General features: G+C 67.1%; 22 protein-coding genes and 1 pseudogene. 11 read left to right on the top strand and 12 right to left on the bottom strand.

Translation table 11 applies throughout. From position 1 onward, the window contains the following. Window positions 1–9: 9 nt before the first annotated feature. The 6 genes from ACQVDU_RS11830 to sdhC form a co-directional block, all read right to left on the bottom strand. Window positions 10–1,239, bottom strand: a complete 1,230-nt coding sequence (locus ACQVDU_RS11830) for a YihY/virulence factor BrkB family protein (protein WP_443477216.1) — start codon at window positions 1,237–1,239, stop codon at window positions 10–12. Between the two features lie 9 nt (window positions 1,240–1,248). Then, window positions 1,249–2,463: an MFS transporter gene (locus ACQVDU_RS11825; protein ID WP_443477215.1), complete on the bottom strand. Its 1,215-nt coding sequence runs from the start codon at window positions 2,461–2,463 to the stop codon at window positions 1,249–1,251. A 177-nt stretch (window positions 2,464–2,640) separates the two neighbouring features. Continuing rightward, a complete protein-coding gene (locus tag ACQVDU_RS11820) occupies window positions 2,641–3,435 on the bottom strand; it encodes a succinate dehydrogenase iron-sulfur subunit (RefSeq protein WP_443477214.1) in 795 nt (264 codons plus the stop codon). Window positions 3,436–3,437: 2 nt separating this feature from the next. Continuing rightward, entirely contained in the window at window positions 3,438–5,243 is a 1,806-nt protein-coding gene (sdhA, locus tag ACQVDU_RS11815; RefSeq protein WP_443477213.1) for a succinate dehydrogenase flavoprotein subunit, read from the bottom strand. A 36-nt stretch (window positions 5,244–5,279) separates the two neighbouring features. Then, complete coding sequence (locus tag ACQVDU_RS11810; protein WP_443477212.1) at window positions 5,280–5,738, bottom strand: succinate dehydrogenase hydrophobic membrane anchor subunit; 459 nt, start codon at window positions 5,736–5,738, stop codon at window positions 5,280–5,282. Further along, entirely contained in the window at window positions 5,738–6,172 is a 435-nt protein-coding gene (sdhC, locus tag ACQVDU_RS11805) for a succinate dehydrogenase, cytochrome b556 subunit (protein ID WP_331790544.1), read from the bottom strand. The genes ACQVDU_RS11810 and sdhC overlap by 1 nt, the downstream gene beginning before the upstream one ends. A gap of 212 nt (window positions 6,173–6,384) precedes the next feature. On the opposite strand from sdhC, the gene ACQVDU_RS11800 reads away from it, so the two are divergent. The 8 genes from ACQVDU_RS11800 to ACQVDU_RS11765 all read left to right on the top strand — a co-directional run bounded on the left by ACQVDU_RS11800 (window position 6,385) and on the right by ACQVDU_RS11765 (window position 15,935). Beyond that, the gene (locus ACQVDU_RS11800; RefSeq protein ID WP_292711642.1) at window positions 6,385–7,500 is read left to right on the top strand and encodes a mannose-1-phosphate guanylyltransferase; all 1,116 of its coding nucleotides are present in this window, start codon (window positions 6,385–6,387) and stop codon (window positions 7,498–7,500) included. 161 nt (window positions 7,501–7,661) lie between these two features. Next, entirely contained in the window at window positions 7,662–8,771 is a 1,110-nt protein-coding gene (locus ACQVDU_RS11795) for a BMP family lipoprotein (RefSeq protein WP_292711645.1), read from the top strand. A 126-nt stretch (window positions 8,772–8,897) separates the two neighbouring features. Beyond that, window positions 8,898–10,418, top strand: a complete 1,521-nt coding sequence (locus ACQVDU_RS11790; RefSeq protein WP_443477211.1) for an ABC transporter ATP-binding protein — start codon at window positions 8,898–8,900, stop codon at window positions 10,416–10,418. After that, on the top strand, window positions 10,415–11,710 hold the full coding sequence (locus ACQVDU_RS11785; protein WP_292711651.1) for an ABC transporter permease: 1,296 nt from the start codon (window positions 10,415–10,417) through the stop codon (window positions 11,708–11,710). Before ACQVDU_RS11790 ends, ACQVDU_RS11785 begins: the two co-directional genes overlap by 4 nt. Beyond that, window positions 11,707–13,008, top strand: a complete 1,302-nt coding sequence (locus tag ACQVDU_RS11780; protein WP_443477210.1) for an ABC transporter permease — start codon at window positions 11,707–11,709, stop codon at window positions 13,006–13,008. Before ACQVDU_RS11785 ends, ACQVDU_RS11780 begins: the two co-directional genes overlap by 4 nt. Before the next feature lie 62 nt (window positions 13,009–13,070). Beyond that, the gene (locus ACQVDU_RS11775; RefSeq protein WP_443477209.1) at window positions 13,071–13,472 is read left to right on the top strand and encodes a cytidine deaminase; all 402 of its coding nucleotides are present in this window, start codon (window positions 13,071–13,073) and stop codon (window positions 13,470–13,472) included. Next, the gene (locus ACQVDU_RS11770) at window positions 13,469–14,767 is read left to right on the top strand and encodes a thymidine phosphorylase (protein ID WP_443477208.1); all 1,299 of its coding nucleotides are present in this window, start codon (window positions 13,469–13,471) and stop codon (window positions 14,765–14,767) included. Before ACQVDU_RS11775 ends, ACQVDU_RS11770 begins: the two co-directional genes overlap by 4 nt. A 52-nt stretch (window positions 14,768–14,819) precedes the next feature. Further along, window positions 14,820–15,935, top strand: coding sequence for an adenosine deaminase (locus tag ACQVDU_RS11765; RefSeq protein WP_443477207.1), 1,116 nt, complete (start codon window positions 14,820–14,822; stop codon window positions 15,933–15,935). 283 nt (window positions 15,936–16,218) lie between these two features. On the opposite strand, the gene ACQVDU_RS11760 is transcribed toward ACQVDU_RS11765, so the two are convergent. Further along, window positions 16,219–17,076 (bottom strand): type IV toxin-antitoxin system AbiEi family antitoxin domain-containing protein, encoded by an 858-nt coding sequence (locus tag ACQVDU_RS11760; RefSeq protein WP_443477206.1) that lies wholly within the window; start codon window positions 17,074–17,076, stop codon window positions 16,219–16,221. A 383-nt stretch (window positions 17,077–17,459) separates the two neighbouring features. Further along, a pseudogene (locus ACQVDU_RS11755) lies at window positions 17,460–17,993 on the bottom strand (alpha/beta hydrolase); the annotation flags it as partial. Between ACQVDU_RS11755 and ACQVDU_RS11750 the strand changes: the two are divergent. Next, entirely contained in the window at window positions 17,994–18,455 is a 462-nt protein-coding gene (locus ACQVDU_RS11750; protein WP_443477205.1) for a hypothetical protein, read from the top strand. 97 nt (window positions 18,456–18,552) lie between these two features. On the opposite strand, the gene ACQVDU_RS11745 is transcribed toward ACQVDU_RS11750, so the two are convergent. Together ACQVDU_RS11745 and ACQVDU_RS11740 are read right to left on the bottom strand one after the other, a co-directional pair. Beyond that, entirely contained in the window at window positions 18,553–20,217 is a 1,665-nt protein-coding gene (locus tag ACQVDU_RS11745) for a phospho-sugar mutase (RefSeq protein WP_443477269.1), read from the bottom strand. Continuing rightward, window positions 20,217–21,050 (bottom strand): purine-nucleoside phosphorylase, encoded by an 834-nt coding sequence (locus ACQVDU_RS11740; RefSeq protein WP_443477204.1) that lies wholly within the window; start codon window positions 21,048–21,050, stop codon window positions 20,217–20,219. Before ACQVDU_RS11740 ends, ACQVDU_RS11745 begins: the two co-directional genes overlap by 1 nt. A 62-nt stretch (window positions 21,051–21,112) precedes the next feature. Between ACQVDU_RS11740 and ACQVDU_RS11735 the strand changes: the two genes are divergently transcribed. Then, window positions 21,113–22,561: an NAD(P)H-quinone dehydrogenase gene (locus ACQVDU_RS11735; RefSeq protein ID WP_292711689.1), complete on the top strand. Its 1,449-nt coding sequence runs from the start codon at window positions 21,113–21,115 to the stop codon at window positions 22,559–22,561. Between the two features lie 20 nt (window positions 22,562–22,581). Here the strand turns inward: ACQVDU_RS11735 and ACQVDU_RS11730 are convergent, their stop codons facing one another. Then, window positions 22,582–24,348 carry an acetyl/propionyl/methylcrotonyl-CoA carboxylase subunit alpha gene (locus ACQVDU_RS11730; RefSeq protein WP_443477203.1) on the bottom strand — a complete coding sequence of 589 codons (1,767 nt, stop codon included), beginning with the start codon at window positions 24,346–24,348 and terminating at the stop codon, window positions 22,582–22,584. Window positions 24,349–24,426: 78 nt separating this feature from the next. After that, window positions 24,427–25,095, bottom strand: a complete 669-nt coding sequence (locus ACQVDU_RS11725) for a Maf family protein (RefSeq protein ID WP_443477202.1) — start codon at window positions 25,093–25,095, stop codon at window positions 24,427–24,429. A 35-nt stretch (window positions 25,096–25,130) separates the two neighbouring features. Between ACQVDU_RS11725 and ACQVDU_RS11720 the strand changes: the two genes are divergently transcribed. After that, a complete protein-coding gene (locus ACQVDU_RS11720) occupies window positions 25,131–26,423 on the top strand; it encodes a class I SAM-dependent RNA methyltransferase (protein WP_443477201.1) in 1,293 nt (430 codons plus the stop codon). Window positions 26,424–26,428: the final 5 nt, after the last annotated feature.

Below are 26,428 nucleotides of genomic sequence, written 5' to 3'. Positions count from 1 at the left end.
CGCGGCAGGTCAGACGACGCCGTCGAGCGCGCTGGGGCCGCGCGCTGCGGGCGGCGTGGATGCCTCCACCTCGTGCAGTTCCTCTTCGGCCCGTCGCACGTTGCGGGTCGCTGCCCACCGCGCGTGCCAAGGCGCGGCATCCCGTGCTTCTTGGGCGGTGCGCAAGCGCACCTGCGCGGCAAGGAGCAGAGCCGCATGCTCCTCGGCCAGCTGTTCAGCTTCGGTCTTCTCCAGGAGCGGAATGTTCTCGTCCCGAGCCGAGATGGCGATCCACGACGCACCGACGAGCATGATGATGCCGATGAGTCGGAACCACAGCAGCAGACCGACGAAGATCGCGAAGGTGGCCAGCAGGGCGTTTGTCGGTGTGTAGCTCAGCAGCCATCCCGCACCGAGCTGGAGCACCGTGACCGCCGCTCCGGCAAGCAGAGCGCCGGGCCAAACAGTGCGCCACCGCAGGCTCGTGCCGGTCAGGAACTGGTAAAGCGCAGCCAGCGCCGCGGCGTTGATGGCGAACGAGATGAGAAGGGTTGCGGTGCGTACACCGATCGAGAACCACACCGATTCGGTGTCGAGCCCGAACAGTGAGAACACGATGTCCAGGGCCCAGGTGCCCACCGCGCCGAGTCCGCCGCCGATCAGCAGCAGGATGCCGAACAGCGCCGCCGCCAGCAGGTCGCCGCTCTTGAGCAGCAGGTAGGGGCGCCGGTCGGGTGGCAGCACGAAGATCTCGCGCACGGCGCGGCGCGAGAACGTCACCCAGCCGATGGCGGTCCAGATCAAGGTCACGAGAGCTATCGCACCGGTGATCCCGAACAGGCTCGCCGAGTTGGTGGCGATCTCTGCCACGGCGTCGGGGGTGATCGGCCCGTCCTTGTCGATCAATCCCGGGATGTATTGGTTGATGAGGTCGATGAGGTTCTGGATCGCCTCTTCGCTGCCGCCGAGCCACAGGCCGGCCAGAGCGAAGGCGACATAGACGGCCGCGAAGATTGCGAACAGCGCCTGGTAGCTGACCCCCGCTGCCAGGAGGAAGCCGTTGGCGATCAAGAAGTGGCGCCAGACGCGAACCGGAAACCAAGCGAGTGTCTGCTTGGTGACCTTCGTCGCGAACAAGATCGGCTCTTCGAACCGCGTGAGCAGGCGCTCTTGGGTCTCCTCCCACCGCGCACGCAGGGTCTCCTCCTGCTGCTGCGCTGCGCGCGCGGTGTCGCGGCGGTTGCGGTCGGGCGAACTCACGGTCTCAGGTTATCGAGCCTCAGGCGCGGCATCCGTCTGGCTCATCACGCCCGTATCCGTGCGGAACCAGCGGACCACCGAGAGGGATGCTGCGAGCACCGCCGCGGGAATGAGGAATGCGATGGCAAGTCCCGGACCGTCGGCAAGAAGACCGACGATGACGGCTCCGAGGATCGCCCCGGCGTAGTTGAAGATGTTGACCCGGGCAATCACCTGGTCGGAGTGAGCGGGGGAGAGGTCGCCGGCGGCGCCGAAGGTCACGGGGATGAGGATGCCGGTCGCGGCCCCAGCTAGAGCGAAGCCGAGGATCGCCGCGATCTCGAAGGGAAGAAGCGCGACAGCCACGACGCCGATCACCGAGACGACGATCGCGCCGGTCACCAGGCGGCGCCTGCTCATGATGCCCAGGAGCCGGTCGGTCGCGAGGCGGGTGATGAGGACGCACACCTGGTAGGCGGCGTATCCGAGAGGCGCGAGGGCGGGCAGAGCCCCGAGGTCGTCCTGCAGGTAGACCGTGCTCCAGGTGCTCACGGCGGAGTCGACGACGAACACTGCCAGGATGACGAAACCGAAAGCCCAGATTCCGGCTCGGGGCAGGCGAGCGCGCTCAGTCGCGGGGAGGGCAGTCTCGATCGGCACCTCCCGCGCAAAGAGGCGGATGCCGACCACAGCCACCACGAGGATTGCAATGCCCGCCGTCCCGATGGCCACGCCCGCAGCAAAGGGGGACGCTGCGATCGCCGACACGAGGAGGGCTCCGGCGATCGCGGCAGCCGTGTAGGCCGAGAAGAAGCCGCCGAGGAGCGGTTTGCCGTGGGCGCGCTGCACGATGACGCCCTGCATCGCGGTTGCGGCATCCACGCAACCGAGGCCGATGCCGTAGACCGCGAAGAGGGAGACGAACAGCGGGAAGGGGGTCGGTAGTGCGATGGCGGGAAGGGCCGCCGCCTGAAGGAGGAGTCCCACAACGAGCGCGGTGCGGCTCCCGAAGCGCACGGCGAGCGCGTTGGCGAGCACGGAACCACCCGCGGCGGCTATAGCAACACCCAGGACGATGAGCGTGACGACAGTGTCATCCACGCCCTGCCGCTGCTTGAGCGCGGGGAGGGAGGTGACCACGACGGCATACCCGAGTCCCTGAGCCGCGTAGGCGGCGAACACTGCGACGCGCGTGGACGTCGATCGCGCAGCGCCGGCGACCATCGACGCGTCTGAGGTACTCATTCGGCCAGAGTAGCGACCAGGGAGCCCCGGCGAAGAAGCGATTCAGATCCTCAACGAGGCATGAAGCCCGACGTGGGGCACGGGGCCGTGCCGCGCCGCAATGCGGCCCGGCTCAGGCTTTGCCGCGCCGCAATGCGGCCCGGCTTAGGCTTTGCCGCGCCGCAGATGCGGCCCGGCTTAGGCGCGCCCGCGCAGCACCGCCTGCTTGACCTCGGCGATCGCCTTGGTGACCTCGATCCCGCGAGGGCACGCCTCGGTGCAGTTGAACGTCGTGCGGCAGCGCCACACGCCTTCCTTGTCGTTGAGGATGTTCAGCCGCACGTCCGCGGCGTCGTCACGCGAATCGAAGATGAAGCGGTGGGCGTTGACGATCGCCGCGGGCCCGAAGTACTGACCGTCCGTCCAGAACACGGGGCACGACGAGGTGCATGCCGCGCACAGGATGCACTTGGTGGTGTCGTCGAAGATCTCGCGGTTGGCGATCGACTGGATACGCTCCTTGCCGGGCTCCGGCGTCGAGCTCGAGATGAGGAACGGCTGCACCTCGCGGTACGACGCGAAGAAGGGCTCCATGTCGACGATGAGGTCCTTCTCCAGGGGCAGGCCCTTGATGGCCTCGACGTAGATCGGCTTGGAGATGTCGAGATCTTTGATGAGGGTCTTGCACGCGAGGCGGTTTCGCCCGTTGATGCGCATCGCGTCCGACCCGCAGATGCCGTGTGCGCAGGAGCGGCGGAAACTCAGCGATCCGTCGACCTCCCACTTGATCTTGTGGAGGGCGTCGAGCACGCGGTCGGTCGAGTAGAGCTCGACGTCGTAGTCCACCCAGCGGGGCTCGGCATCCACCTCGGGATCGAAGCGACGGATGATGAAGGTCACCAGGAACGACTGGATGCCGGTGGACTCGGCGGACTGTTCGATGCCTGCGGCCGCGTCGGTAGGGGCATCCGTGGAGACTAGCGTCGCGCTCATCGTCAGTACTTCCTCTCCATCGGCTGGTAGCGGGTGATGACGACGGGTTTCCAGTCGAGGCGGATGTGGTCATCCGCGACCGACGAGTGCGGGTCACCCGTGAGATAGGCCATCGTGTGCTGCATGTAGTTCTCGTCATCACGCTTGGGGTAGTCATCCCGCATGTGGCCACCACGGCTTTCGAGCCGGTTACGGGCCGTGACGACGACGACCTCGGCGATGTCGAGCAGGAATCCGAGCTCAACGGCCTCAAGCAGATCGGTGTTGAACCGCTTGCCCTTGTCGTCGACGTGGATGTTGAGGTAACGGGCTCGCAGTTCCTCGATGACACCCAGAACGTGCTTCAGGGATTCCTCGGTGCGGAACACCTGGGCCCCCTTGTCCATCTCGTCCTGCAGCTTCTTGCGCAAGACGGCGATGCGCTCGCCGCCGGGGTTGTTGCGCAGCCCCTCGATCATCTCTCGAACACCCGCTGCAGCGTCGTCGGGGAGGTCGACGAAGTCGGCTGTCTTGACGTACTCGACCGCGTTGCGGCCCGCGCGCTTTCCGAAGACGTTGATGTCAAGCAGCGAGTTGGTGCCGAGGCGATTCGAGCCGTGCACCGAGACACAGGCGCACTCACCGGCGGCGTACAGGCCCGGCACGACGGTCTCGTTGTCGGCGAGTACCTCGGCCTTGACGTTGGTCGGGATGCCGCCCATCGCGTAGTGCGCGGTCGGCATGACCGGCACCGGCTCGACCACGGGGTCGACACCGAGGTAGGTGCGAGCGAACTCGGTGATGTCGGGAAGCTTCGTCTCGAGCACCTCGGCGCCCAGGTGCGTGCAGTCCAGCAGCACGTAGTCGCGGTGGGGACCGGCGCCGCGGCCCTCGGCAACCTCCTGCTGCATGCAGCGGCTGACGATGTCGCGGGGAGCGAGGTCTTTGATGGTGGGGGCGTAGCGCTCCATGAAGCGCTCGCCGCTCGCGTTGCGCAGGATGGCTCCCTCACCGCGGGCACCCTCGGTGAGCAGGATACCGAGCCCGGCCAGCCCCGTCGGGTGGAACTGGAAGAACTCCATGTCCTCCAGGGGCAGACCCTTGCGCCACACGATCCCGACGCCGTCGCCGGTGAGGGTGTGCGCGTTCGAGGTCGTCTTGTAGATCTTGCCGAACCCGCCGGTTGCGAAGATCACGGCCTTGGACTGGAAGACGTGCAGGTTGCCCGTGGCCAGTTCGTAGGCGACAACGCCGGCTACCTGAGTGTTGCCGTCGGCATCCTTCACCGTGATGAGGTCGAGGACGTAGAACTCGTTGAAGAAGTTGATGCCGAGCTTGACGCAGTTCTGGAACAGCGTCTGCAGGATCATGTGGCCGGTGCGGTCAGCGGCGTAGCAGGCGCGACGCACGGGGCTCTTGCCGTGGTCGGCGGTGTGGCCGCCGAAGCGTCGCTGGTCGATCTTTCCCTCGGGCGTCCGGTTGAAGGGCAGACCCATGTTCTCGAGGTCGATGACCGCGTCGATCGCCTCTTTCGCCAGGATCTCAGCGGCATCCTGGTCGACGAGGTAGTCGCCACCCTTGACGGTGTCGAAGGTGTGCCACTCCCAGGAGTCTTCCTCGACGTTCGCCAGGGCAGCTGCCATGCCGCCCTGGGCCGCGCCCGTGTGAGACCGGGTGGGGTAGAGCTTGGAGATCACCGCGGTCTTCGCGCCGGGGCCCGCCTCGATGGCGGCGCGCATGCCAGCGCCGCCGGCGCCGACGATCACGATGTCGAACTGGTGGTAGTGGACGCCGTCCTTGACGACGCTTTCGGCGCTCTGAGTAGTCACGGGTGCTGTGCTTTCGATGTCAGGTGAGCGGCGGGATTACGAGGCACACAGGCCGATGATCGTGTCGGACGCGGTAGCCGGGTCGAATCCGAGGCAGGGGTCGAAGGTGAAGACCACAAGGGTTCCGAGCAGGATCAGAAGCGCCGCGGTGACCCAGATCGCCGCCACGAGCACGGTGCGCGTCTTTGCATGGGTCACGTAGTCGTTGGTGATGGTGCGCATGCCGTTGGCGCCATGAATCAGCGCCAGCCACAGCATGAGGACGTCCCACCACTGCCAGAACGGGGTGCTGAGCTTTCCAGCAACGAACGCGAAGTCGATCGCGCGGATGCCGTCACCGATCATGAGGTTGACGAAGAGGTGGCCGAAGATCAGCACCACGAGCACCACGCCGGATGCTCGCATGTAGACCCAGCCCCACTTCTCGAGGTTCACGCCGCGGCGGCGCGGGGTCGCGTGGGAGGCACGGGGCTCTGCGATGACGGGAGCGCTCATCAGTGGCCGCCTCCCATCGTGCTGAAGACATTGATGAGGTGACGCGGGGTGAAGCCGATCATCGTCACCGCCCAGACGCCGAGCACGATCCACCAGAGCTGGCGCTGGTAGCGCGCGCCCTTGGACCAGAAGTCCACGATGATGATCCGCAGCCCGTTGTAGGCGTGGTAAGCGATCGCGCCGACCAGGAAGACCTCACCGATGCCCATGATCGGGTTCTTGTACGTGCCGATCACCGCGTTGTAGGCCTCGGGCGAGACCCGAATGAGGGCCGTGTCCAGGATGTGGACGAGAAGGAAGAAGAAGATGGCGACGCCGGTGATGCGATGAAGAACCCACGACCACATTCCCTCGTGACCGCGATACAGCGTTCCACGAGGGGTCTTGGAGGTGGTTTCGGATACCGACGGTGTGACGCGTGCTGGTGCAGACACGGTCGTCCTCCCTGGATCGAACACGAGCGGGGCGGTCAGTGCCCCAACGGGAACCTGGCGCAGGTCCCTCGGCGTCACTCGGGCGCGTAGCCCATCCTATTGCGCCCTGAGCGGACACGGCTCTTAGGTGACCCTTAGTTCGGGGGTAGTGCTGTTGCTCGCTGTCACCTCCAGGACACGTCCTCGAAAGGACGCCCCAGTAGCCTGGGGGCATGTCTCAGGAGATCTCCGACTTCTATGCCGTCATCCCCGCCGGAGGCATCGGCAGCCGGCTCTGGCCGCTCTCCCGTGCCGACGCGCCGAAGTTCCTGCACGACCTCACCGGATCCGGGCATTCCCTGCTCCGTGACACCTGGGATCGGCTCGAGCCCCTGGCAGGAAGCGAGCGCATCGCCGTGGTCACCGGGCGCGCCCACCGCGCCGCGGTCGAGGCTCAGCTGCCCGCGGTGCCCGACCGGAACGTCTTCCTCGAATCCGAGCCCCGCGACTCGACAGCTGCGATCGGACTGGCGGCCGCCGTGCTCGTACGCCGTGAACCCGACGTCATCATCGGCTCTTTCGCAGCCGACCACGTCATCCGGCCTCCGCACCTCTTCCAATGGGCGGTGCAGCAGGCAGTCGCGGTGGCACGGCAGGGATACATCTGCACGATCGGGATCCAGCCTTCCGAGCCCTCGATCGGCTTCGGGTACATCAAGAAGGCAGACGGGCTCCTCGTGGATGGCGCGCCGGAGGCCGCAACCGTCGAGCGCTTCGTGGAGAAGCCCGACCTCGAGACGGCGCGCGCTTATTTCGCCGATCGCTCCTACCTCTGGAACGCGGGAATGTTCATCTCCCGCGCGGATGTCCTGCTTGCCGAGATCGAAGCGAACAACCCCGAGCTGCACGCCGGACTGATGGAACTCGCCGAGGCGTGGGATGATCGCGACCGCCGAGGACCGGTTGTCGACCGCGTCTGGCCGGCCCTCACCAAGATCGCGATCGACTACTCGGTTGCCGAGCCGGCCGCGGAGAAGGGCAAGCTTGCCGTCATCCCCGGGCACTTCGACTGGGATGATGTGGGCGATTTCGCGAGTCTGGCAAAGCTCAACTCCCACGGCCGCAAGAACGACCTCGCGATCCTCGGCGAGAACGCCCGCATCCTCTCTGACGCATCCAGCGGCATCGTCGTGTCGCAGACCTCGCGGGTGATCAGCCTGATCGGCGTGCAGGACATCGTCGTCGTCGACACCCCTGATGCTCTCCTGGTGACAACGAGTGAGCACGCGCAGCGGGTGAAGGGGGTCGTCGACGCGCTCAAGCTGGGCGGTCGCGGCGACGTGCTCTGACATGCCAGGGCCCGGGCGCGAGCAGTTTGCGTGACGCGTCTATTGCGGCTTTGTAACCATTGCTCAGTGGTGGCTGTCTGGGGCATGCATCGTGGCGATTCGCTCGGTAGATTCTCCAGATGCACCCGCCGTCTGGGCGGGCCCTTTACCTGGAGGCACAGTTGACCATTTCCACCCGTAAGCGCGTGCTCGGCGGCCTCGTGGCCGCAAGCATGTTCGTTGCTCTCGCCGGCTGCGCGTCGGCCCCCACCGACACGGAGACCACCGCAGCTGCCGGCGGCGACGTCGTCGAGGGCTTCCTGCCCTGCATGGTCTCGGACGCCGGTGGCTTCGACGACAAGTCGTTCAACCAGCTCGGCTACGAAGGCCTCGAGCGTGCGGCTGATGAACTGGGCGTCGAATTCAAGACGGTCCAGTCCGACTCGGAGTCTGACTTCGCGCCGAACCTCACCAACCTGGTCGACCAGGGCTGCACCATGATCATCACGGTCGGCTTCGCGCTCGCTTCCGCTGCCGGTGAGTCGGCTCTGGCCAACCCCGACATCGAGTACGTCTCGATCGACGACGTCGTTGACAACGACTTCGACGGTGAGACCGACGCTCCGAACATCAAGCCGATCGTGTTCGACACGGCGCAGGCCGCGTTCCTCGCCGGCTACGCCGCAGCGTCGTACTCGACCGCCGGCAAGGTGGGCACGTTCGGTGGCATGAACTTCCCGACGGTCTCGATCTTCATGGACGGCTTCGCTCAGGGCGTTGCGTACTACAACGAGGCCAACGGCGCCAACGTCGAGGTCCTCGGCTGGGACTCCGCCGCGCAGGATGGCGTGTTCACCGGTGGCTTCGTCGCCAACCAGGACGCGATCAACGCCGCGCAGGGCCTGGTCGACCAGGGTGTCGACGTTCTGCTCCCGGTCGGTGGTCCGATCTACCAGAGCGCCGCGTCCGTCATCCGTGACTCGGGCCGCGACATCGCCCTCATCGGTGTCGACGCCGACGTGTTCGAAACTGACCCGACCGTTGCCGACCTGCTGCTCACCTCGATCCGCAAGCTGATCGACGTGGGTGTCGAGGACGCAGTCCTGGCCGCCGGCATCGGCGAGTTCGACCCGGCGCCGTTCGTCGGCACCCTCGAGAACGGTGGCGTGGGCCTGGCTCCGTTCCACGACTTCGAGAGCAAGGTCTCGCCTGACCTGCAGGCCGAGCTCGACGAGATCGCCGCGGGCATCATCGACGGATCGATCCCGGTCACGTCGTACCTCGCGGGCTGATAACCCTCAGTGGCGGGGAGGCTGGGTATCCAGCCTCCCCGCCACTGTCGTTATCGCCCCTCACCGCCCGCCTGTCGGCCACGCATTTCGGTGCGCCGACCCGACCTGTCTCCTAGGATCGGCATCATGAAGCTCGAACTCCGCGGGATCACCAAGCGGTTCGGCAGCCTCGTCGCAAACGACCACATCGATCTCGTGGTCGAACCCGGAGAGATTCACTGTCTCCTCGGCGAGAACGGCGCCGGCAAGTCAACGCTGATGAACGTTCTCTACGGTCTGTACCAGGCCGACGAGGGCACGATCCTCCTCGACGATCACGTCCAGAACTTTCACGGTCCCGGCGACGCCATGCGCGCGGGCATCGGCATGGTGCACCAGCACTTCATGCTGATCCCGGTGTTCACCGTCGCTGAGAACGTGATGCTCGGTCACGAATCCACCAAAGCGGGAGGGTTCCTCGACCTGAATGCGGCCCGGCAGCGCGTCCGGGAGATCTCGGAGCGGTTCGGGTTCGACGTCGACCCCGACGCGCTCGTCGAGGAGCTGCCCGTCGGGGTGCAGCAGCGCGTTGAGATCATCAAGGCGCTCTCGCGGGACGCGAAGGTCCTCGTCTTCGATGAGCCGACCGCCGTGCTCACGCCGCAAGAGACCGACGAGCTCATGGCGATCATGCGCCAGCTCAAGGACGCCGGCGCCTCCATCGTCTTCATCACCCACAAGCTTCGCGAAGTCCGCGAAGTGGCTGACCGCATCACCGTCATCCGCCTCGGCAAGGTCGTCGGCGAAGCATCGCCCGAGTCATCGAACGCCGAGCTCGCGTCGATGATGGTCGGCCGGGCCGTCGAACTCACGGTCCACAAGGATCCGCCGCAACTGCGCGACTCCGCTCTCGTGGTCTCGCACCTGTCGGTGCTCGACCACACCGGCCACCCCATCGTCGACGACGTCAGTTTCGAGGTCCGCGGTGGCGAGATCCTCGCCGTCGCGGGTGTGCAAGGCAATGGGCAGACCGAACTCACGGAGGCGCTGGTCGGCCTCCAGGAGATCGTGCGGGGCTCTGCCACGCTCAACGGAACCGAGCTCATCGGCCGGAGCGTCCGCGGCATCCTGGACACCGGCGTCGGGTTCGTGCCGGAGGACCGCAAGGAAGATGGCCTCGTCGGCCCGTTCACGATCGCCGAAAACCTCATGCTCGATCGCGCTCACGGTGCTCCGTTCGTGAAGGCGGGCACCGTGCAGCGCGCCGCACTGGCAGCGTTCGCGCAGGAGAAGTTCGAGGAGTTCGACGTCCGCGCACAGGGCGTCGATACTCCCGTCGGTACCCTCTCGGGTGGCAATCAGCAGAAGGTCGTGCTCGCTCGTGAGCTCAGTCGCGAGCTGGCGCTGCTGGTCGCCGCGCAACCGACGCGCGGCGTGGATGTCGGTTCCATCGAGTTCATCCACAAGCGTGTCGTGCAGACGCGGGATGCCGGCATCCCCGTGGTCGTCGTATCCACGGAACTGGACGAAGTCGTCGCCCTCGCGGACCGGATCATGGTGATGTACCGCGGACGCATCGTCGGCATCGTTCCGGGGGACACACCGCGCGAAGTCCTGGGCCTCATGATGGCCGGGGAGACCCCGAGCACGGAAGGAGCCGCAGCATGAGCACGACGGCATCCGAGCCCACGCATAGCTCGAAGCCCGGTCTCGAGGAGGTCCCGCCCCCCGGGAAGTGGCACGAGACCTTCCGTCGCATCACCCAGGGCAACGCGATCATCTCCGTGCTCGCTGTGCTTCTGGCCCTGATCGTCGGCGGCATCATGATCGCGTTCACCGACGAAGACGTGCAGGCGGCATCCGCGTACTTCTTCGCACGCCCGATGGACACCATCGCCGCCGTGTGGGATGCCGTGAGCGGCGCCTACATTGCCCTCTTCCAGGGTGCGATCTACAACTTCAACGCCCCCACTTTCGAGCGAGCCATCAAGCCCATCACCGAGACGCTCACCTTCGCGACGCCGCTGATCGCGGCGGGCCTCGGTGTCGCCCTCGCGTTCCGCATCGGCATGTTCAACATCGGTGGTCGCGGTCAGATGCTGATGGCCTCGGCGGCGGCCGGATGGGTCGCGTTCTCGCTCGACCTGCCCTGGGGCATCCACATGGTCGTCGCTCTCATCGCGGGCCTGATCGCCGGTGCGCTGTGGGCCGGTATCGCGGGTCTTCTCAAGGCGCGCACCGGTGCGCACGAGGTGATCGTGACGATCATGCTCAACTACATCGCGTTCTATCTGATTTCGTGGATGCTGCGCACGCCTGGCCTGCTGCAGGCACCCGGATCGAGCAACCCCAAGACGCCGGCGATGAAAGACACCGCGGTGTTCCCGGATCTGCTCGGGCCCTCCTACAACCTGCACTTCGGGTTCATCCTGGTGATCGGCGCGACGGTGCTCGTGTGGTGGATCCTGTCGCGATCGAGCCTCGGCTTCCAGTTCCGTGCCGTCGGGGAGAACCCGAACGCCGCACGGGTAGCCGGCATCAAGGTCTCGAGCATGTACGTCTACGGCATGCTCATCTCCGGGGCACTGATCGGTCTCGCCGGTGTCAACCAGGTGCTGGGAACGGTGACGACCGGCTTCTCGGCTGACATCGACGCCGGTATCGGATTCGACGCCATCACGGTCGCGCTGCTGGGGCGTTCCACTCCGTGGGGGACGTTCGCGGCCGGCATCCTGTTCGGTGCTTTCAAGGCCGGTGGGTACTCGATGCAGGCTGCCGAGCAGATTCCGGTCGAGATCGTCACGGTGGTCCAGGCGCTGATCGTGCTGTTCATCGCGGCACCACCGCTCGTGCGTACGATCTTCTTCCTGCCTTCACCCGAGCGCGACCGGCGCAAGCGTGAGAAGGCGCGGCAGAAGCAGCTGAAAGCGCAAGCCCGCGCCGAAGGGGGTGCTGCATGAGCACGACCGCATCTCCCACGGGCGAAGGGACCGTACCCATCGCCCCGCTGGTGACCGCCCAGCCCGAGAAGATTCGCAGCTGGAAGGTTCCGATCGCGCTCACGATCTTCACGGCGCTTTTTGCCATCCTGCTGCTCGTTGCGCCGCGGGAGGGGGTCACGACCTTCCGGTTGTCAACACCCACCGACGCGATTCAGCTGCCCGAACTCGCCGTGCCCGTCATGGCGACCGCGTGGGTCTGCGTCGTGCTGCTGGCACTGCTGACTGTCGCATCCGTGTTCTTCGTCCGAGCCTTCGCGCGCTCGCCGCTGTGGATCGTGATCGTCTACATCCTGGCGATCGTCGTCGGGTTCCTTACCTGGGCTGCGGCGGGCGCGGCGATCCCGGTCACGGGACTTCTGATGGGCTCGCTCGGACTCGCCGTTCCGCTCATCTTCGGTGCCCTGGGCGGCGTGATCGGCGAGCGTGCCGGAGTGGTGAACATCGCGATCGAAGGTCAGCTCCTGGCGGGGGCGTTCACCGCCGCCGTCGTTGCCTCGGCGACTCGTCAGCCTCTCCTCGGCCTTCTCGCGGCGATGGTCGCCGGAGTTCTCGTGGCCTTCATCCTCGCAGCGTTCGCCATCAAGTACCTCGTCGATCAGGTCATCGTCGGTGTCGTGCTGAACGTCCTCGTGATCGGGTTGACGAGCTTCCTGTACTCGCAGGTGCTGCAGCCCAACGGTGCGACCCTCAACAGCCCGCCGCGGTTCGACCGGATGCCGATTCCGCTGCTTGCCGACATCCCCGTCATCGGGCCGGTGCTGTTCAACCAGACCATCATCGTGTACCTGATGTACATCGCCGTGGCGGCGGTCTACGTGGGCATGTTCCACACCCGCTGGGGTCTGCGCCTGCGCGCCGTCGGTGAGCACCCGCAGGCCGCTGACACCGTCGGCATCAAGGTCAATGCGACCCGGTTCTGGAACGTATTGCTCGCCGGCGCCATCGCGGGCCTCGGCGGCACAGTGTTCACGATCGGAAACGGCATCGCCTTCAACAAGGAGATGACAGCCGGCGCCGGCTTCATCGCGCTCGCGGCCGTCATTTTCGGCCAGTGGGACCCGATCAAGGCGACGCTCGCGGCGCTGCTGTTCGGGTTCGCGTCGAGCCTGCAGAACACCCTCAGCATCGTCGGATCGCCGGTGCCGAGCGAGTTCATGCTCATGCTGCCGTACGTCGTCACGATCTTCGTCGTCGCCGGTGTCGTCGGACGCTCGCGGGCGCCGGCAGCCGACGGAAAGCCCTACATCAAGGAATGACGGGATCAGCGCCCTCGCCACCAGCGGGGGCGCTGACACCTGCGTGAGCCGGGAGGATCCGCATGACAGACATCGATTGGGACGGGCTGCGCACCGAGGCGATCTCGGCAATGCGCCACGCCTACGCCCCGTACTCGAACTATTCGGTCGGAGCCGCTGCGCTCGTCGACGACGGACGCATCGTGGTCGGATGCAACGTCGAGAATGCCTCGTACGGCGTTGGGCTGTGCGCCGAATGCGGACTCGTCTCGGCACTGCACATGAGCGGTGGCGGCAGACTCACCGCGTTCGTGTGCGTCAACGGGCAGGAGCAGATCATCATGCCGTGCGGCCGGTGCCGACAGCTCCTCTACGAGCACTCCGCACCCGGGATGCTGCTGCACACCGTCTCGGGCATCCGCACGATCGATGAAGTGCTCCCGGATGCCTTCGGGCCCCGCGACCTCGAGGAGGTACGCGCATGACCGAGGCCCCGATGGAGCCGTTCGACGCCGTTGACGTCATCCGTATCAAGCGCGACGGAGGCGCCGTTCCCGAACCCGAACTGCGGTGGATGGTCGACGCCTACACCCGCGGATACGTCGCTGACGCGCAGATGGCAGCGTTCGCGATGGCCACGCTCCTCAACGGCATGCAGCGTGACGAGATCCGGGTCATGACCGACGCGATGATCGCCTCGGGGGAGCGGATGAGCTTCGCGGGACTCGGCAAGCCCACCGTCGACAAGCACTCGACGGGCGGGGTGGGTGACAAGATCACGCTGCCGCTCGCGCCACTGGTGGCATCCTTCGGCGTCGCCGTGCCGCAGCTGTCGGGGCGAGGCCTCGGGCACACCGGCGGAACTCTCGACAAGCTCGAGTCCATCCCGGGCTGGCGCGCGGCGCTCTCGAACGAGGAGATGACGGCGCAGCTGCGGGACGTGGGTGCCGTGATCTGCGCCGCCGGATCCGGCCTTGCTCCTGCCGACAAGAAGCTCTATGCGCTGCGCGATGTCACTGGCACCGTCGAGGCCATCCCCCTCATCGCCTCGAGCATCATGTCGAAGAAGATCGCCGAGGGCACTGACTCGCTCGTGCTGGATGTGAAGTTCGGCTCAGGTGCGTTCATGCGCGACGTGGATCGTGCCCGCGAACTCGCACGCACGATGGTGGCGCTGGGCACTGACTCCGGGGTGGCCACGACAGCGCTGCTGACCAACATGGACACGCCGCTCGGCCTTGCGATCGGCAATGCGAACGAGGTCAGGGAATCCGTCGAGGTGCTCGCAGGCGGCGGACCTGCCGACGTCGTGGAACTCACCCTCGCTCTGGCCCGAGAAATGCTCGCATTGGCGGGCCAGCCGGATGCTGACGTCGAGGCGGCGCTCGCCGATGGACGCGCCATGGACTCGTGGCGCGCGATGATCCTCGCCCAGGGCGGGGACCCGGACGCCGAGCTGCCCGCCCCGCGCGAGACGCACACCGTGACCGCGCCTCGCGCGGGGATCGTGACCCGCATGGAGGCCCTGCCGTTCGGAATCGCCGCGTGGCGGCTGGGTGCCGGTCGTGCACGCGCCGAGGACCCCGTCATCCATGCCGCGGGTATCGACCTTCACGTCAAGCCGGGCGACTCCGTGGCATCCGGCGCCCCGCTCTTCACGCTCTCGGCGCAGGATGCCGCGCGGTTCCCGCGAGCACTGGACGCGCTCGAGAACGCATGGGAGATTGGGGAGGCCGAGGTCTCGCGCACCCCCCTCGTTCTCGAACGCATCACCGCCTAAGCATCCTTCGTTCTTCCCCGCCACAGCCATCCCCCTTCTTCCAGGAGCCCTCATGTCGATCGATCAGCACGGTGACCACGTCTTGCAGGGGATGTCGATCCGCAAGCTCCCCAAGGTGTCGCTGCACGACCACCTCGACGGCGGTGTGCGGCCGGCGACGATTCTGGAGCTTGCCGACGAGGTCGGTCTTGAGGTTCCCGAAGACACCGCTGACGATCTCGCCGACTGGATCGCCGAGCGCTCCGACTCGGGCTCGCTCGTCGAGTACCTCAAGACCTTCGACCTCACCGTCGGGGTCATGCAGACCCGCGAGGGGCTCACTCGCGTTGCCCGTGAGTTCGTCGAGGACCTCGCCGCCGACGGTGTGATCTACGGCGAGGTGCGGTGGGCGCCCGAGCAGCACCTGTCGGGTGGGCTGTCGCTCGAGGAAGTCGTCGAGGCCGTACAGGACGGCATCGAGGAGGGTGAGGATGCCGCAGAGCAGGCAGGTCACGACATCCGTGTCGGGCAGCTGATCACCGCGATGCGGCACACCGACCGGTCCCTGGAGATCGCGCGGCTGGCCGTGCAGTGGCGTGAGCGCGGGGCTGTCGGGTTCGACATCGCAGGCCCCGAAGACGGATTCCTCCCCTCCCGCCACCGTGAGGCGTTCGACTACCTCGCCAGCGAGTTCTTCCCCGTCACCGTCCACGCGGGTGAGGCCGCCGGATTGGACTCGATCCGTTCGGCCCTGCTCGATGGGCGAGCGCTGCGCCTCGGCCACGGGGTGCGGATCGCTGAAGACCTCGATGTCGTCTCCCGCGCGGGTGACGAGGTGCTGGTTCAGTTCGGTGACCTTGCCCGCTGGGTGCGTGACCGCGAGATTCCGCTCGAGTTGTCGCCGACTTCGAACCTGCAGACCGGAGCGATCTCGGCGTGGGGCGAGGAGCTCGCCGATCACCCCTTCGACCTGCTCTACCAGCTGGGCTTCTCGGTGACGGTCAATGTCGACAACCGCACGATGAGCCGGACGTCGCTGACTCGTGAGCTGGCCATCCTCGCCGACGCTTTCGAGTACGGCCTCGACGACCTCGAAGTCTTCCAGCTCAACGCCGCGGCCGGTGCCTTCCTGCCGGTCGAGGAGCGCGAGGAACTCATCGAACTCATCGGCGAGGGCTTCGACCGCTAAGCGGCTGCGGCTGCGGTCGCAGGCCAGAGGTTGCGGACGAGGGTCGCTAACTCCTCAAGATCGGTCCATCATCCCCGTCGACGATGGCGTCGCGGCGGCATCCAGCCCGGATTTGCGGAGTTAGCTACCGCGACGGCGTGAACGTCGGCGAAGGCGCGACCGGTCGTGCTGACGCTGGATGGGGACGAGCGGCGACGCCTATCGCGCAGCTAACTCCTCACGAGCGGGCAAGTCATGCATCCGCAGATCTCGCGAGTCCGCAGAACCTCGTGGTCTTGCGGAGTTAGCGACGACGAGCACGAACGGGATTACCTCGCTCGATGATCGTGCGAAGCGTCGCGGTTAGCTCATCTCGGTGATGCAGGATGTCTTCCGCGATCGGCCGGATCGTCGTGTAGCCGAGAGTCGCCGCCGCTATATCGCGGCGCCGATCGCGCTTTGCAGCCTCCCAGCCCGCGTGGTGCGCTTCACTGTCGCATTCGATGATCAGCCAGCCATCGACGACGAAATCGACCCGTCCGACCCCGGCAATGTGCTGCTGCACACGAATGTCGCATCCGAGCGTGCGGAGGATGAGCCGCATGAGCGACTCGGTGCCGGACTCCGCCCGTCGATCGAGGAGCCCGCGGAGTGCTCGGTAACGCAGCGGAAGACGCGCGAAGACCTCCTGCAGTTCTGCTTCGTCGACAAGTCCCCGATGCCATGCGCTGTCGAGCGTCGCGGCGGCGGATCGCGGATCCTGGCACCGGCAGGCCTGCGCGAGGGCCTCAATCCAGGGCGTGATCGGCGAACAGCGCTGGGCTCCGGTGGCGCGCCAGTGTGCGACGACGTGGTGCGGGCGCGCTGGCAGCCGGCTCGCGCCGATGTCGAGCTGCACGTGAAGCGGCGGTTCGGATGCAATGAATATGCCTGCCTCGCGGAGCAGAGAGACGCAGTCCAGCCGACCGCCCAAGCGTGCCGCTTCGGAGAGGCATGGTGGCGCATCGACCGCGAGGTACTTGCCGCGCCTCACGCGAAGGAGCTGCCCGGAATCAACCAACAACCTGATGCGCCGTTCCGACAGGCCGTGCGCGCGGAGGTCCGACGTCTCCAGGATCTGGCGGTGGAGGGCGGGGGATGTCGCGCTCGGTGCGTTCGGCATGCGTGGAGTCAACCGTCGTGATGGGGATAACAGCCAACGGATGTCATCGCTGGGGAGACCGGCTCTCAGGAGCGACGTGGGGAGGATCGGTTCTCGCCCGGGGTGTTTGCCCGCAGGGCGTTGCCAACTCCGCAAAATGAGGGGCGCGGCCGGGGCTACCAGGCTGAAACGTCCATCGGCACGGCGAGTATGAGGAGTTGGCTGCGGCCGTGGCGTCCGGTGGGCGGATGCGCCGCTCGCCGGTCGGTGGCTGCTAACTCCTCACGATTGCCTCGGGTTAGGGCACGAGCGGACAGGAACTGCCGCTGAGGCGGCAGATGTGCGGAGTTGGCGCAGTCCCGCAGCAGCCACCGATCGATGCCGCAGTGCCCCCTGCGGGCGTGTCAATCAGCAACCTGCGTCTGGAAGACGTGGTCGATCTCGGACGTGAGGGTCTCGGTCATGTCGGTATCGGAGATGGTCGGTGTGCCGTCGCCGGGCTGCAGGCCGTAGTCACCGAATGACGAGTGCGCGGCACCCGCGATCTCGACCATGTCGGCATCCGCCGGGAGGAGCGGGCGGGCATCCGCGATCTTCTCGGGAGTCGAGAGGCCGTCGAGCTCACCGGCGAGGCTCAGCACCGGCAACCCCGACGCGCTGAGGTCGTTCGCGCAGTAGGAAGCGAACAGAATCAGCGCCTCGGCATCCTGCGTCAGCTGGCAGGCACGAACCCCGCCGAGTGAGTGGCCACCAACGGCCCAGGTGTCGACGTCCGGGGCAAGGTTCGTGAAGGCGCCAAGCGATCTGAGATCGAAGAACGCGAGGTTCAGCCACGGCTTGGTGATCACGACGGTCGTCCCCGACTCGACGATGCCCGAGAGCTTCGCGGCATAGGCCCACGGGTCGCAGCCGCGTACCTGGGAGCTCGCGCCGGGCACGTGACGATCGCGCAGACCCTTGCCGATCCGGCGATCGCAGGACAGGTCATCGCCGCGCTCGAAGAGACCTCGGCGCTGCTGACGGCCAAGCACGAGCTTCCCCTCGACGAGCTCGCCGACTATCGGGCGACGATTCTGCGTCGATTCCAGAACCCGGCGCTGCCCGACACCGTCGGGCGGGTCGGGCGCCAGCCGCTGCGCAAGCTGTCACGGCACGAGCGGTTCATCGGTCCCGCAGCCGAGGCCGCGGAGCGCGGCATGTCGGTGTCGGGCCTCTTGGCCGCGGTTGGTGCCGCGCTCGCGTTCGACGACCCGGAGGACCCGCAGTCCCAGGAGCTCCAGCAGCTGCTTCGAGACACGGATGCCGCGGCCGCTGTCACCCGGATCACCGGGCTCGGGCCGGAGCATCCGCTGTTCGTCGACGTTCTCGAGGCCGTTCACGCGCGCCAGCGCCAGCTGTGACCCGCAGCTAACTCCTCAGTTCCGCCGGCATCCCGAGCGTTCGCAGCGTCGGCAGCGGTATCCGGACCTGGATGTGAGGAGTTAGCCACGGTATGCGTCAGCCGACGGCGGCGAGCAGATCCCGGGCGCCGTCGGCGAGTGCTGCGAGTCGCTCGGATGCCGCATCCGCCGTCTCGGCCCGCACATCCAGATACACCTTGAGCTTGGGCTCGGTACCGCTCGGACGGATGATGATGCGAGACCCGTCCTCCAGCCACAGGCGCAGCACGTCGCCGGGCGGAAGGCCGTCGACTCCGTGCAGGAGGTCGTCGATCCGGTCCACCGAGATTCCGCCGACCGTCGCCGGGGGAGTTGCGCGCAGCGCCGACATCATCCTGCCGATAAGCGACAGGTCGCTTACCCGCAGCGAGATCTGGTCACTGGCGAATGCTCCGAATGTCGCGTCGAATTCGGCCAACAAGTCGGCCACCGTGCGACCGGATGCCCGAGCCTCGGCGATCATCCCGAGCATCGCGACGGCAGCCGAGATCCCGTCCTTGTCGCGCACGGTCTCGGGATTGACGAGGTACCCGAGAGCCTCCTCGAACCCGTAGATCATCCCCGGGGCGCGGGAAATCCACTTGAAACCAGTGAGCGTGGCGGCAAACCCCAGCCCGTAGTGCTCGGCGACGGCAGCCAGCCCTGGCGAGGACACCAGCGAACAGGCGAGGGTTGCGCCGGATGCCGCATCCGCCGCCCGCGCAGCCCGCCACCCGAGCAGCAGCCCGATCTGGTTTCCGGTCAGCCGGCGCCACCCCTCCGGCGCTGCCGGGTCGGGGATCGCGACAGCCAGGCGGTCGGCATCGGGGTCGTTGGCGAGGATGAACTCTGCCCCGACCTCCCGAGCCGTCTCGAAGGCGAGGTCCATCGCCCCGGGCTCCTCGGGGTTCGGGAATGACACGGTCGGGAACCGCCCGTCGGGCTCAATCTGGGCGGCCACCGGCGTCGGTGCCGGGTATCCGGCAGCATCGAGGATGCGCGCGAGCGTCTCCCACCCGACGCCGTGCATCGCGGTGTAGACCCACTGCATCCCGTCGGCTCCGGGACCCGCGGGGGCTACTGCCGCTGTTGCCTCGACGTAGGCGTCGACCACGGACTCCGGCGCGATCTCGTACCCCGCGCTGCGCGGCAGATCACGGATGTCGCCAGCAGCCACCGCATCGATGTGTGCCGCGATCTCGGTATCCGCGGGCGAAACGATCTGCGACCCGGCGTCAGCGCCGCCGAGGTACACCTTGTAGCCGTTGTCATCGGGCGGATTGTGGGACGCCGTCACCATGACACCGGCCGCGGCATCCAGATGGCGAACGGCGAACGCGAGCACAGGGGTCGGGAGCAGCCGGGGCAGCAGCACGGCATCGAACCCGGCCCCCGCGAAGATCTCGGCGGAGTCGCGAGCAAAGACATCGGAGTTACGGCGACCGTCATACCCGATGACGACGCGCGGGGTGGCATCAGCCCCTGCTCGCTCGCGCAGATACGCGGCAAGCCCTGCCGCTGCCTGTGTCACCAGGACGCGGTTCATCCGGTTCGATCCGGCTCCCAGCGCACCCCGCAGACCCGCGGTTCCAAACGCGAGGCGGGTGCCAAAGCGATCGTCGAGGTCGCCCAGCGCTGCGGCGTCACCGGCATTCGCGGCATCGAGCAGGGCGGCGATTTCTTCCCGCGTGACCGGATCGGGATCTTGCTCGAGCCAGGCCCGGGCGGTGTCGATCACCCCCATCACAGCTCGCCGATAACGCGCGCCAGCAGCGCCGAAATCACCGGCTCAGCCTCTTTGCCTGCCTCGATCACTTCCTGGTGGCTGAGCGGGGTCGTCTGGATGCCGGCAGCCATGTTCGTGATGAGTGAGAACCCGAGGATCTCCATGCCGGCTTGACGCGCGGCGATGGCCTCGAGGGCGGTCGACATCCCGACGATGTGTCCGCCGATCGTCTTTGCCATTCGGACCTCGGCCGGGGTCTCGTACTGGGGGCCGCGGAACTGGCAGTAGACGCCCTCGTCGAGAGTCGGATCCACCAACCGGGCAACGTCACGCAGTCGCAGCGAGTAGAGGTCGGTGAGGTCGATGAACGTCGCGCCCTCGAGGGGCGATGCGCCGGTGAGGTTGATGTGGTCGCTGATGAGCACGGGCTGACCCGGTTTCCATGACGGTTTAATGCCGCCAGCACCGTTTGTGAGCACCATCGTTTTCGCACCGGTCGCCGCAGCCGTGCGCACGCTGTGCACGACACGGCGCGTCCCGTGACCCTCGTAATAGTGAGTCCGTGCACCGATGACGAGCACATGCTTTCCCTTGGGGGTACGGATGCTGCGCAGCGACCCCACGTGCCCTTCCAATGCCGGCTTACTGAAGCCCGTGACATCCGTCGCCGCAATCGTCGCGACGGTCTCGCCGATGAGGTCGGCTGCCTTGCCCCAGCCGCTGCCCAGGGTCAGCGCGATGTCATGGTGCTCGACGCCGGTGAGACGAGCAATATCGGATGCAGCGGTTCGCGCGACCTCGAACGGGTCGGCGTGAGGATCATCGAGCGGGTTGCTCAGCGTGTCTGACATGCTCCTACTCTAAGAACCCGCGACTGGCGGGAACAACGGGGGCTTCCTGAAACAATGGACGCATGTCTTTGAGCTTCGAGCGCACCCAATCCGTCGCGATCATCGGCGGGGGCCCCGGCGGATACGAGGCGGCGCTTGCGGCAGCGCAGCTAGGGGCGGATGTCACGCTCGTCGAGCGGGCCGGCGTTGGGGGATCGGCGGTCATCACCGACGTCGTGCCGTCCAAGACACTCATCGCGACGGCTGACGCTGCTGTCGCTATCGCGGGCGCCGGGGAACTCGGCGTTCAACTGTTCGCCAAAGGTGGCGACGGGCGCCCTCTGAAGCCGGAAATCGCGATCAATCTCGCGCAGGTCAATAAGCGGCTGCTCGCCCTGGCGCGCCAGCAGTCCGAAGACATGCGTGCGTCCCTGCTGCAGGCGGGGGTCACGATCCTCGAGGGGCACGGTCGCGTTGAGGATGACAACGCTGTGGTCGTCTCGACGGGCCCCGGCGGCACCGACTTCGACCGCATCGAAGCCGACACCCTTGTGATCTCGGTGGGCGCCTCGCCGCGGGAGCTTCCCAGCGCCAAGCCCGACGGGGAACGCATCCTGACCTGGACGCAGCTCTACGACATGAAGACGCTGCCTGAGCATCTCATCGTCGTCGGCTCGGGTGTGACCGGCGCGGAGTTTGCCTCGGCGTACATGAACCTGGGGTCCAAGGTCACCCTCATCTCCAGCCGCGACCAGGTCCTGCCGGGCGAAGACAAGGATGCCGCTGCTGTCATCGAGAGTGTCTTTTTGCGCGGGGGGATGACGCTTCTTCCCAAGTCCCGAGCCAAGTCGGTGGTGCGCGAAGGCGACGGTGTTGTCGTGACCCTCTCGGACGGCACGCGCGTCGAGGGAAGCCACTGCCTGATGGCGGTTGGCTCGATTCCGAACACCGCGGGCATCGGCCTCGAACAGGCGGGTGTGCAACTGACCCAGAGCGGCCACATCCGCGTCAACCGAGTGGCACGAACCTCCGTCCCGAACATCTACGCCGCCGGCGACTGCACGAACTTCTTCCCGCTGGCCTCGGTCGCGGCGATGCAGGGGCGTACCGCCGTCTTCCATGCGTTCGGTGATGTCGTCATCCCGCTCGAGAAGCGCCGCATCACCGCCAACATCTTCACGGCGCCCGAGATTGCAACCGTCGGGTGGGGTGAGGAAGACATCGCCGCAGGCCTCATCGGCGGTGTCGTCCACAAGCTGCCCCTGTCGTCGAACCCCCGGGCGAAGATGATGGGGATCTCGGACGGCTTCGTCAAGCTCATCGCCCGCGAGGGCAGCGGTACGGTCGTCGGCGGCGTCATCGTCGGGCCCCGGGCCTCCGAGCTCATCTACCCGATCGCGATCGCCGTCGAGCGGCGCCTCACGGTCGACCAGGTCTCCCGGGTATTCGCCGTGTACCCGTCGCTTGCCGGCACCATCACGGATGCCGCGCGCGCAATGCACATCGTCGACCGCGACGAGCCCGAAGAATAGGCCTGAACGCGGGGGCCGTTTCAGGAGATGGTGAGCAGCGGATGCCCCGCCGACACTGTCGCCCCGGGTGTGGCATTGATCGCGCCGATCACGCCATCCTTGTGCGCCTGAATCGGCTGTTCCATCTTCATCGCCTCGAGAACGAGCACCAGGTCACCCTTGACGACCTGCTGACCGTCCTCGACGGCGATCTTCACAACCGTCGCCTGCATCGGCGCCATCACCGCATCGCCCGAGGCGCCTGACACGGCGTTGCCCGCGTGCGAGCGGCGCGACGGCGGCACAACAGCGGGGCGCCCGCGGCCGGCAGGTGCCGTCACGACGCGGTCGGGCAGGCTCACCTCGAGGCGCTTTCCGGCGACCTCGACGACCACGGTGTGTCGCGGCTCCTCCGCGCGCGGTGCGCCGATCTCGCCATCCCATGCCGGGATGTCGTTGTCGAACGCGGTCTCGATCCAGCTCGTGTAAACCCCGAACTGACCGTCCTCGGCAGTGAAGGCGGGGTCGCGCACGACCTTGCGGTGGAAGGGCAGCACTGTCGGCATCCCGGCCACCTCGAACTCGTCGAGTGCCCGCCGAGCGCGATCCAGCGCCTCGGCGCGATCGCGACCGGTCACGATGATTTTCGCGAGCAGCGAGTCGAACGCACCGCTGACGGAGTCGCCCGCTGTCACGCCCGAGTCGAGGCGGATGCCGGGACCACCGAAGGTCTTGAAGACGTGGATGTCGCCGGGCTGGGGCAGGAAGTTCCGACCCGGGTCTTCGCCGTTGATGCGGAACTCGATGGAGTGGCCGACAGTTTCGGGGTCGTCGTAGCCGAGCGCTTCGCCCTCGGCGAGGCGGAACTGTTCGCGGACGAGGTCGATCCCGGTGACCTCCTCCGAGACGGGATGCTCGACCTGGAGCCGCGTGTTCACCTCCAGGAACGAGATCGTGCCGTCGGCCCCGATGAGGAACTCACACGTGCCGGCGCCGAGGTAGCCGACCTCGCGCAGGATCGCTTTGGAGGACTCGACGAGGATGCGGTGCTGCTCGTCGCTCAGGAACGGTGCCGGCGCCTCTTCCACCAGCTTCTGGTGGCGCCGCTGCAGCGAGCAGTCACGGGTGGAGATGACGACAACAGTGCCCTCGGCATCCGCGAGGCACTGGGTTTCGACGTGACGGGGTCGGTCGAGGTACTTCTCCACGAAGCACTCGCCGCGCCCGAAGGCGGTAATCGCCTCCCGCGTCGCTGATTCGAAGAGCTCGGCAACCTCGTCGCGGGAGCGGGCGACCTTCAGGCCGCGGCCGCCGCCACCGTACGCTGCCTTGATCGCGATCGGCAACCCGTGGGTATCGACGAACGCGAGTACCTCGTCGGCCCCCGAGACGGGCCCGGGGGTGCCGGGGGCAAGCGGCGCGCCGACCTTCTCGGCGACATGGCGGGCGGTGACCTTGTCGCCGAGTGCCTCGATGGCCTCGGGAGAGGGGCCGATCCAGGTCAGGCCGGCGGCGATCACGGCACGTGCGAAATCAGCGTTCTCGGCCAGAAAGCCGTAGCCGGGGTGGACCGCGTCGGCGCCCGAACGCCGGGCGATAGAGAGGATCTTGTCGATCGAGAGGTACGTCTCGGCGCTCGTTGCGCCCTCCAGCGCGTACGCCTCGTCCGCGAGGCGGACGTGCAGTGCGTCGCGATCCTGGTCGGCGTACACCGCCACCGAGCCCTTGCCGGCGTCTCGTGCTGCTCGGATTATGCGGACGGCGATCTCGCCGCGGTTCGCTACGAGGACCTTGGCGATGTGAGGCATGGATGTCAGCCTACCGAGGCCCTCGGGTGCGAAATTGGATTGATCCGACAAGAAACCCCGATGAACGTGCAGCGAGGTCTACGGATGCTGCGCTGAATCTTCCGAGCGATTCCACAGGTCCGTCCACGCGACGCCGAGCTCTCGAACCAGTTTTCGCAGTGTCGACAGCGACATTCCGACCACTGTTGAGGGGTCGCCCTCGACGCGGGAAATGAACGGGCCACCGAGACTGTCGACCGTGAACGCGCCGGCAACAGCAAGGGGTTCGCCGGTGGCGACGTAGGCGTCGATCTCGGCATCCGTCATGTCGTCGACGAACGTCACCGACGCGCGAGCCACTGCGTGCGCTTCGATCGGAGTCTGGCCCGGGACGACGCGATACATACTGTGCCCGGAGTGCAGGATGCCGGTGCGCCCCCGCATCGCGTGCCACCGCTCAGTCGCCACTGACGGCTCATGCGGTTTGCCCAGGACCCGGCCGTCGAGCTCGAACATCGAGTCGCCGCCGATGACGAGTCCGTCGAACTCCGCGTCGTCGAGCGCGAGCCGCGCGACGACATCCAGGGCCTTGCGCCGCGCGAGCAGCAGCACATGCTCATCGGGCGGCAGCGTTCGTCCTTCCGCGGTCTCGACGGCGTGGATGACCGCGTCCTCGTCGACCTCCGGAGCCATGGTGAGCGGTTCGATACCGGCCTGGCGCAGCAGAGCGCGCCGGGCGGGAGAGGTCGATGCCAGTAGGACGCGCATCGTTCCACGGTAGCGGGCCGTGAGATCCTCGATGCATGACCGGCGAAGTGGGACAGATCGTCGACCTCGAGATCACGGATGCCGCACACGGTGGCGTGTTCGTCGGCAGGCTCGATGGTCGCGTGGTGTTCACGGCAGACGCGATCCCCGGTGAACGGGTACGCGCCCGGCTCACCGACGCCTCGAAGGCGTCATTCTGGCGCGCGGACACCGTCGAGGTGACCGACCCATCGCCCCATCGCCAGCGCCACATCTGGCCTGAAGCCGATGTCGATCGCGATCCCGCAGATCGGCCCGGGGGCGCCGAGTTCGGTCATATCGAGCTCAGCCACCAGCGCGAACTCAAGCGGCACATCCTCGCGACAGCCCTGCAGCGCACCGGCCACCTGGAGGTGCCCGTCCAGTTCGAGGGCCCGCGCGCAGCATCCGTCGGCAACCACGTCGTTGCCGAGCAGCCCGATGGCACGCGGTGGCGAACCCGGGTCTCGTTGCACGTGGACGATGACGGTCGTATGGGTGCGTACGCCGCGCGGAGCCATCGCGTCATTCCGACCGAGAGCATGCCCCTGGCGACGGCCGCGATCGAGCGGGCAGCCGCGGCGCTCGGGCGTCCGGCACCTGGGCGGGTCGACCTGGTCCAGCCCGCCGACGGCCACGTTCGTGTGCTTCCGCGCCCCGACGCCGCCGATCGACGTGGTGGCTCAGCCCGACGACACAGCGAGGTCGTGGTCGAACACGTCGGTGCCCGGCGCTTCCGCGTCGATGTCGGCGGGTTTTGGCAGGTTCACCGCCTGGCGGCATCCACCCTCACAACGGTCGTCGCCGAAGCACTCGCTGACGGTGTCGACCCGGACGGGTGGCACCTCGACCTCTACGGCGGCGTCGGTCTGTTCGGGGCGCTTCTTGGTGACCTGGCCGGCCCCGCGGCGCGTATCACCTCGGTCGAGGGGAACGAGCGGGCCACGGAGCACGCCGGCGAGAACCTCGCCGAATGGGTCGGAGCGCGAGCGGAAACGGCGCGGGTAGACCGCTGGACACGGGCACTTCGCCAGAAGATCAGCGACCGGGACCGGCAACGGCTCGCGCGCGGCACCGTCGTGCTCGACCCGCCCCGCACCGGCGCGGGTGCTGCCGTGGTCGACGATCTGGCAGCTCTGGGGCCGGCATCCATCGTCTATGTCGCGTGCGACCCGGTCGCTCTCGCCCGCGATCTCTCCCGCTTCGCCGACCATGGATACCGCGCCGACCGGGTGCGCGGCATCGACCTGTTTCCGCATTCGCATCACATGGAGGCTGTCGCACTGCTGCGACGCGATGCCGCTCGGTAGAGTGA

The organism is Microbacterium sp. F2 (genome assembly GCF_052274505.1).
In the GTDB taxonomy this organism is placed as follows: Bacteria; Actinomycetota; Actinomycetes; order Actinomycetales; family Microbacteriaceae; genus Microbacterium.
The sequence above is the reverse complement of the archived record's forward strand: the minus strand, read 5'-3'. Positions and strand labels throughout refer to the sequence as shown.